Below are 8,527 nucleotides of genomic sequence, written 5' to 3'. Positions count from 1 at the left end.
ATTAGGCATGCCGCCAGCGTTCATCCTGAGCCAGGATCAAACTCTCCATTTGATTTAGCTCTAACGCATGACTTGCGTTTGAATTTCATTTTTGTTATCGTTATACCGAGAATATTGTTTTCTCAAATAATTGACGTTTCCTGTTCAGTTTTCAAAGACCGAAATTTCTATTTCGTGCGCCGCTGTTCCTCATCAGCGCTCGTATATAATACAACGAATCATACCCTATGTCAACAATAAATTTCATTTTTTTAATATTTTTATTTTCCAATGTATTTACCTCTAAAAGCTCGCTGCCTCCATATATAAGGAAGGCATATAAATAAACAGTCAACGTTCATATGTTTTCCAACACATATCTTATTTAACCTGAATAAATAAAAGATACAGCAATCCATATATTTCTCAAACGATATTCTCAATTTTCACATTCTATTCATTATCAAACATAGAGGGATATAAGAAAAAGGCTCACTGCTTTCGTTTATACACGATGGTAGTAATTCATAAAAGGAGAACTCAACACAATGAAATCATTTTTTATTTGAATTCTCCTTTTTGAATATACTTTAAAACAAGATAGAACATTTATTTTAAGAATTTTTTATTTCCTCAATATATAAGGATAGCAATGCCTCCTGATAACCACTGCATGCGTGCTTTTCAAGTTCTCTGCAAAGTGCCTGTAATTCTTCACTCCTGCAGTTTTGCAATGACAAGAGACGCTTTTCACGGATGGATGAGGTTGACATAATCCTATGATAATCCTCCACTGTACTTTTCCATAAATGCAGATCATCTTTATAACGCTGCTTTAGCCTATCCGCAATCAGAATTCCCTCAGGATCAAAGTCCCCTGCATAATACATGGGAATGTTACTTTTCTGTATGAGATCCAGCAATACATAGCCGCACAGATTTAGCTGACCATTTGTGCATACAAAGCCGATCTGTTCCTTGCCCAGCCTTTTTCCCTCCAAAAACAAAGAACGGAATACCGACGGATTCTCCACAATATAAACTGCCTTAATAGCGTCAGATATGTTATGGATTTGCTGCAGATTGTACAACGACACTGTCCATGCCTCATAGCGGTCAAAGAATCCTTTCCATGCCTCATGTACTTTTCCATCTCTGCCTTCTGCATTCAGATGCGCAATCATACAGCTGTTTGATAAATCATCTTTTAATAAACCGGCTTCATAATACAGCTTGTTCTTCTCTGCCAGACTGATATCCTGTTCCTCGACATTAAGGAAGTAACAGATCCCCTGAAACAGTAGCGTATTCTCAATGCCTTTATCAAAGAAATGCGGATCCTGGGTCACTGCGGAGGCGAATACTGCCATAGTTTCTATTTCCTGCTTCCAGACAGGCAGCTGATTGATTGCGTCCAATATGAAACATACTGTCTGCCACTTATTATTGTTTAGCAGCTGACGGATATTTCCATAGCTTTTATGATTTGTTTCCTGCATCCAGTTTAGCCACTCTCCAGCTTTTGTGCATGCATAGCGTTTGGATAGAGATTGCATATCCTGCTGTTCCTTTTGAGCTTTTATTTCCTTCTGTTCCTTGTTCGTCAGTATGCTTTCCCCCTTATAAATTTCAAGTACACGAAGAAAATCACTTCCGGCAAACCGGCTGTCCTCGATTGCCTTTTCCCAGACAGAATAAGGTATGGAAATGTCACGGACTCCCCAGTAATCCTTACCGAGTAAGCCCCCGATTGCCTCACGCTCATCATCTTCAGGATCCTTGATACATATTGTTCCTCCAAAATGCTGCAGCTTCTGATATTGACGAATCCATAGATCTGTCACACGTCGAAAGCCGGTATCCTGTAAAAGATATTGTGCAAATGCATCTTCTATCATGATAAATCTCCCTTCATGCGTTTTATATGCCCATCCCATTCATATGGAATCACAGTTACAAAACGGGCGTTTTCCGGTCGAAACAGTTCATAAATGGCAAGACCTTTTACGGAAGCGTAGTCTCCCCATAGAACCTGAGAATTCATAATATAGTCAAATTTAAATTTGCTGATCAAATCGAACATATTGTAAATGTTCTTTTCATCCACTCCTGCAAATGCCTCATCCAGGGCAATCAGCAACGGCGCATCCTCTCTGGCACTTTCAAATTTTGCGGCTACGGCTGAGAATAGAGGCACGTACATCGCCATTGCTTTCTCACCTCCGCTAAAAGCATAGAAGGTATTGTTCGTAAGCTCTTTTTTAGCTTCTCCGGTTTTTTGTGCCATGATTTTGAATTCAAACCATTTTCGATAATCCATAACCTGACGCATCAGCTGATGAAAGCTTAAGGTGTTGTTTTCAATATTTTGCAGATTTCTTGCGGCAGCAATTTTTGACCGGAAGTGGGAAGACAGACGTTTTAAATCACTTTCCTTTACGACTTTGACATCCTTTTGCAGGATTTCCACCAGCTGTCTGGTATCCATTTCTTCTTCACTTTCCGCTTTTTTACTCTTCCACTGCAGATTCAGATGCAGTCCGCTGCTGGTATTCATTGCGTTCATATAGCGATTCATGGTATCCACCCACGCACGGCTGTTTTGTATACGGATACGTACCTTTTTGCTGATGATATTTACCAGGATATCCTCAAACAGGTGACGGTCAGAGTCTACAAGCAGATTGTTCTGTAAATCAACATCACGTTGCAGACAGTCAAGCAGTTCTGGAAAGGAAAGAGAGGTTCCCTGATATCGCGCATTGATATCCAGTCTGGCACTGATATCTGTGAGTTCTTCCCATGTATCATCCGTTGTGAAGGTCAGATTGTATTCCTGCAGATTACTTCTATGATTGTAATAAGCTGTCTGAAGATCCATTTTCAATGCTTCCGGTTTCTTTAGGACTTCTGTCTGTTTTTCCAGATTCCGTATTTCCTTGATCAGCTGTCCATCTTCACATAAAGGAATATTCGTATATCCGAGTGCAGCTTCGTTTTTCACAACATCAAAATACGTTGAAACCAGTGCATCCTGATGTTCGATATCCTGCTTTGTGCGTTCCAGATCCTGTGACGTTGCGGCTACAAGACTTTGCAGCTGTCCCAAACGTGTATCCAGTTCCTGCATAAGATCCGGCAGCTTATGCAATCGTTCTTCGATCTGCTGTAACCGTTTCTGTTTATCCTCATACCCCAAATCCTTCAGCTGTTTTTCCTTTTGCTGCAGAAGAAGGTTTTGTTTCTTTATCAGTTCTCTTAACGTATCGATTTCTGCTTTGAATTCTGAAACATCCCGAAAGGCATCTTCTATTTGCGTTTCACAGCTTTTCACAAAGTCGAGAGATTGTATGAATATCGGCTGTTTTGTTTGTACCAGCTGTAACAGTTTTCTGTAGCTGTTATAACCATCCTTCTGTTGTTCAAACACATTGCGGCGTAACGTAATCGATAATTTACCTGCAGTTTCCCGCAGCTGTTTTTCAATTCCCTGCATCGCTTCCAAATGTCTTCGCAGACGTTCCTCCATCTGATGATAGCAGGCAATATCGTGCTGCAATATTCTTCGCCCCTCATTTAACTGCTGTAGGGCAAGATGCAGATCATCTTCTTTTACAAAAGCGGATGCTTCCTGTTCCAGCTGCTCCAATCGTTTGTCCAGATCCGTGAGTTTCTGCATTTCCTGATCATATTCCTTTTTCAGCATGTCACATGCTTTCTGTAACTGCAGAATCATTTGTTCTCTGTATTTCTGTCTTGCATTTTCTCCGATGTATCTTGCCGATACAGATTGATAAAGCTTTCCCTCTACAATCCCGGTTTGAAACATGGCATCATGCAGCTGCAGTTTACCGTCATACGTGATATGAAGGGATGTCAGAACGGTATTGATTTCACCCGCAAGCTGCTCAGGAGTTGTCCCCTTCAGATAATACGGTTGTAAATCCCTTACGTTTCGCTGTGTAAAGAAATACATATCCCCGCTTCCTGATGCAAGGGTTTCAATCAATGATCGGGAGCTCGCATGCACCACCTGTGCATCCAGTACTCCCAGACGCAGCAATGCCTCTTCACACAATGCGCGCAGTTCCTCATCCATCTGCTCATCAAATTCCAGAAGGGTGTAAAAGCTGCGGCTTTCAATCTGATGCTGTTTCAGAAGCTGGCGTGCCTGCTCCTGTTCCCCAGCAATTGCAGGAGATGGATCCTTTTGTGTCTGCCACATGTGCAGCTCTGCGCTCTTCTGTTCCAAATTCATCCTACAGGTTTCCGCCATTTCCTTTTGCTCAATTTGCAGGTGAATGATTTCCTTATATAGTGTCTGATAGCTTTGTTGAATGATATCCGTCAGCTTATAAAAGTCCGGCTGTTCCTCATACTGCATAAGAAGATGCATCATCTTGTGGAATTCCTCATCCGTCAGCTTTAGATGCTGATTGTTTGCGGACCACTGACTGATTCTTTCTTTATATTCCTCCACGATGCGGTCACATTGTTCATCAAGCTGCGCCACCAGATGTTCCTGCTGCTCATTCGTCTGCTTCTGCTGCTCTAATTCTTCCACCAGCTGCTTGTGGTGTGACTTTGCAACATCATAGGAGTTAAACAGCTGCAGTCCTTCCTCAAGTAAGCGAAGCTTTGCATCCAGCCGCTTTCCGATATATGTAAAATCATATGGAGTGTCCGGATGCTGAAACATCTCCTCTTTTAATAGGAGATGATCCTCCAGCAGCAGCTCCTCCTGCAGTACATCTAATTGGTCAAAGGCTTCCTTCATTTCAGACAAGGCTTGCTCACATCGGTCACTCTGTGTCTTATGCTGTACTCTAAGTTCCTGAAGACGATCACTTTTTTCCTCTTCCTGGGTTTCCTTATGCTGGAGCTTTTGTATAGTATCTTCTTTCTCAGCAGCCAGTCTTGTGCAATCCTCCACCAGCCGCTGAAGGTCGTCTGTTGCCAGAGAAAGCTTTTCTTCTGTTAACAGCGCCTGTTCCTGTGCTAGCTGTGTACGGTTTTCCTGCTTCTGCTTTGTTTCCTGTTGATGCCGCTGTAATTCCTCCTCATATTTTTGATAAGCTTCATGAAGATTTGCGGCTGTCTGCCTGACAGTCTGATAGATATGGTATTTTTCAAACAATACGGCATGACTGTACTGCTCGAACACCTGATAAACCGCCTTTGCAGAAGCATAGCTTTGCTTTAAGGCATCCAGCTGATCCTTGATATTATCCATATTGGATATCGCTTCACTCATTGGGCGAAGATCATCTTCGCTCAACGGCTGTAAGGATTCACTCAGGATTTCATTGATCATGGTTGGTTTTAAGGAATTGCTCAGCTTAGGCGAGCGCAGCTGCAGCAACAATGTGATAGCTTCCTTATATTCCTCGCTGGTTTCAAAACCAAACAGTGCCTGATTCACTCTGTCCATGTATTCTTTTTGCGAATCCATGACCTGCGTGTCACCGATACGGTTTTTCAACACCTGCTTTGTAATTGCCAGGTTATGATCCAGTAGCTGCACTTCTCTGTTGATTCTCAGATTATCCTCAATTACAAAATACCACGATACAAGCGGACGTCCCTGTTTCGCGTGCATACCCATCCCTATGGTTTTGTAAACCTCACTGTCCGAGCGTTTAAATTCCAGATAAAGATAGCCGATGCGATCTGTTCGTTCGCCGCCTTCCTCCAACAGATAGTTTTCTATTTTACGTGAGCGTGTACCAAAAGGATCCAGACGCTCACTGCTTTTATTTCCATCCAGCAGCAGTGGTATAAAGCTTTGCATTGTGACAGATTTACCGGAACCGTTGCTTCCTCTGAGCAGCATGTGCCCGTCTTTAAAGGAAAATTCCTCGTTTACATAATACCAGAAATCAACCAGCCCCAGCCGGTGCATGTGCCATTTGCTAATTAGTTCGCTCATTCTGTTACCTCCGCATATGTTCCTGTTATTTTTCCGGCAACCGGATAGATATAAATATTCTCCTGCTGCACCTGTGCAAAGCCCAAGGTCTGTGCAAGATTGCATACATCCATTGCACTGTCTTCCACCCTGCGATTTTCAATCTGATATTTCTTTGGCAGTAACGCATTGTTTTTCTTGATCAGACGCTGAACGATGGCAAGATATTCTTCCAGCCGTAGTGTGATTCCCTCGTGCTGATCCAGAGAAAGACGGGAAGACTTTACCCGTTTACGCAGATCGTCATGGACAATCAGCAGCAGATCATAATAGGCATGCGTCTTTGGAAAGACTTTACCCATAGAGCAGTCTTCTTCCAGAACCAGAAAGGCGCTGGAGGAATGCACATGCAGCTGACAGGGAAACAGACTCTGAAAATCATTTTCTATATTTCTGCGGTAATTACGAATATAGCCGAAATCATCATCCTTATCCTCTTCAGCTGTATGATAGACACCGCAGGAGAGCATGAGTCTACGATAAATACGCTGCCGGCGGACAATACCGCGATCCTCTTCCATATCAAACCACTCGCTCTGTAAAAAGTCCTCCGGCTCATGAAAATCCATAATATCTTTGGGAATGTTACGTATGAAATAGCGTGATACTCCGGTGTTTTCATATAATATATCGCTGGTCTCATCCTTTAGAAAGTAATCTTCATCACCTTCCCGGGAAATGATCATCCCCATTTTAAGAGCATATTGCAATACACGCACAAGCTGTCTTCTTGCTCGCAGACTTGTCCATTCCAGCTCACCTTTAGGAAGCTGCACCTGAATAAATTCACAGATATTACTCAGGATAAAGCGTTCCCCTGCTTCCTTGTCTTCCAGAAGCATAAGCAGATAACAGAACATCTGATATTCCATAAGCGTTTCAAATTCGGTAATCCCCATCCAGCCTTCTGCTTTGCCTGGAATCTTTTCCAGCTTTACAAGATATGGATTGATAATGAGTGCATAGCCGAATTTCTCCTGCAGCTTCTTTTTCAATTCCTTGGCATTATCCTTTATTTCATAATACAGCTGTGGATCCTGACTTTTCAGAATCCAGCGGCGATTCATCAATTCTTCTATTATTCTCATAACTGTTCCTCATCAAACAGGATTTTGAAGCAAGGCATTACCAGATTTCCATCCTCACAATGCAGTATACAATCGCCTTCCCGTTCCTTTTCTATATGATAATGCTGCCCCTGATCTGTTTTGGCACGCCGATCACTTGCGGCAAGTGCCTTGGATACCCAGCCAAGCAGGGCTTTTCTGGTGGCCTTGTCAAGTAAGGGAAGCTGAGAAAAGATGATTTCTCCGTTTTTACTCAATTCCTTTATCTTCTTCTGTTCAGCCTCGCGCTGTGCCTCATACTCCAGACGCTGTATTCGCCGATCCAGTGCATAATCCGTCGCAGGCTTTCGCTCATGCTTTTTCCTTGCCACCTTTGTGCGCGGCTCCAGTGCAAGGAAGGCAGAAGCTTCCTGATACACCCCACTGTGAATGCTGTCCGTATCCCTTGATGCGATGTTTTTCAAATGCATACAGGTATCTGCCCCAAACACCAGTGCACTTAAGCGATGTGCTTCATCCATAGTATTGCATTTTGCGAATATTTCCGCTATACGCCGGTATTCCTCCTTACGGTTTGCCCCCTGATTGTGCAGCTCACCGATCTGCAGTGCATACCGTGTGATTTTCCGTATGATTTCATTGGTAATTTCAAAGAGGCGGTTTACCTCATTGTTATCATTTTCTCCGACAAACCAGTTGAAAAGACTCTGCCACCGTCCCTGACAATTTTCCAGTACGGCAGTCTTTGTGATATGGGAATTGATGCGGGGAATCGATAGTTCATATTCTGCGACCTTATCGAAAATCAGCGCCATATCTTCATCCTTTACACCGCTCAAATAATCCTCGATGATCATTCCATGCTCCTGCAGGCTTTTTACAAATGTCTGAAGATAGGTGATCAGCTTATCTTTAAATACCAGAAATTCTCTGGACTTCATCATTTGTTCTGCTTTGGCACTGTTTAATGTCTTTATGTAATCCTGATAGTTCTGATTTAAGCGAATGAAATCATCGTTCAGACTTCGCCACCAGTCAGCGACCTCCATATTCGATTTATCCCTTACAGCAAGCAGCTGCAGAATCTGTTTACGAATCCGCTCCAGCAGCGTCGGTTCCAAGGATGCCCCTTCTACAGCAAGATGCTCCAGCTCTATTGTCATTCGTTCAATTACAACGGTATATTCACTTAGCTGATAGCGAAATTTCTTATTTTTAAATTCCTGTAAGGTATTGGGAACGGAGGTATCCTGTGTAGCAACGAGGTTCCCCCAGTCGCACAGTGCCTGCAAATCATTCTGACAGTTCTCCATGGTATAGTCTTCATATCCTGGTAATGCGGATATCATGTCATAAATATCCTCTTTAAACATCCAGTAGTGTATTTTTTCATGCTCCTGATAAAAATAGCGAATGATAATGCGGTAACGATCCACATTCTCGGCTCTGAGATAATTCACCTCGGTTATCGGTTTTAAAAGCTTATCATATAGTTCCATATCCCTCACCGCCT

Annotated in this window: 4 protein-coding genes; all 4 read right to left on the bottom strand. The window is 42.7% G+C overall.

Annotated features, from left to right (window positions below; all coding sequences use genetic code 11):
• Positions 1-593: 593 nt before the first annotated feature.
• Genes KSZ58_RS01925 through KSZ58_RS01910 form a run of 4 tightly spaced genes read right to left on the bottom strand, consistent with a single transcriptional unit; the run spans position 594 to position 8,513 of the window.
• The gene (locus KSZ58_RS01925) at positions 594-1,877 is read right to left on the bottom strand and encodes a TIGR02679 domain-containing protein (protein WP_008818400.1); all 1,284 of its coding nucleotides are present in this window, start codon (positions 1,875-1,877) and stop codon (positions 594-596) included.
• Complete coding sequence (locus KSZ58_RS01920; RefSeq protein ID WP_009270289.1) at positions 1,874-5,908, bottom strand: TIGR02680 family protein; 4,035 nt, start codon at positions 5,906-5,908, stop codon at positions 1,874-1,876. Before KSZ58_RS01920 ends, KSZ58_RS01925 begins: the two co-directional genes overlap by 4 nt.
• Complete coding sequence (locus KSZ58_RS01915) at positions 5,905-7,035, bottom strand: TIGR02678 family protein (RefSeq protein ID WP_009270288.1); 1,131 nt, start codon at positions 7,033-7,035, stop codon at positions 5,905-5,907. Before KSZ58_RS01915 ends, KSZ58_RS01920 begins: the two co-directional genes overlap by 4 nt.
• Positions 7,032-8,513 (bottom strand): TIGR02677 family protein, encoded by a 1,482-nt coding sequence (locus KSZ58_RS01910; RefSeq protein WP_009270287.1) that lies wholly within the window; start codon positions 8,511-8,513, stop codon positions 7,032-7,034. Before KSZ58_RS01910 ends, KSZ58_RS01915 begins: the two co-directional genes overlap by 4 nt.
• Positions 8,514-8,527: the final 14 nt, after the last annotated feature.

The organism is Erysipelatoclostridium sp. DFI.2.3 (assembly GCF_019132535.1).
Taxonomy (GTDB): domain Bacteria; phylum Bacillota_I; class Bacilli_A; order Erysipelotrichales; family Erysipelotrichaceae; genus Clostridium_AQ; species Clostridium_AQ innocuum.
The sequence above is the reverse complement of the archived record's forward strand: the minus strand, read 5'-3'. Positions and strand labels throughout refer to the sequence as shown.

Excerpts from the sequence above, each read along its gene's own strand:
- KSZ58_RS01925 (WP_008818400.1), bottom strand. The coding sequence starts at position 1,877 with ATGATAGAAGATGCATTTGCACAATATCTTTTACAGGATACCGGCTTT.
- KSZ58_RS01920 (WP_009270289.1), bottom strand. The coding sequence starts at position 5,908 with ATGAGCGAACTAATTAGCAAATGGCACATGCACCGGCTGGGGCTGGTT.
- KSZ58_RS01915 (WP_009270288.1), bottom strand. The coding sequence starts at position 7,035 with ATGAGAATAATAGAAGAATTGATGAATCGCCGCTGGATTCTGAAAAGT.
- KSZ58_RS01910 (WP_009270287.1), bottom strand. The coding sequence starts at position 8,513 with ATGGAACTATATGATAAGCTTTTAAAACCGATAACCGAGGTGAATTAT.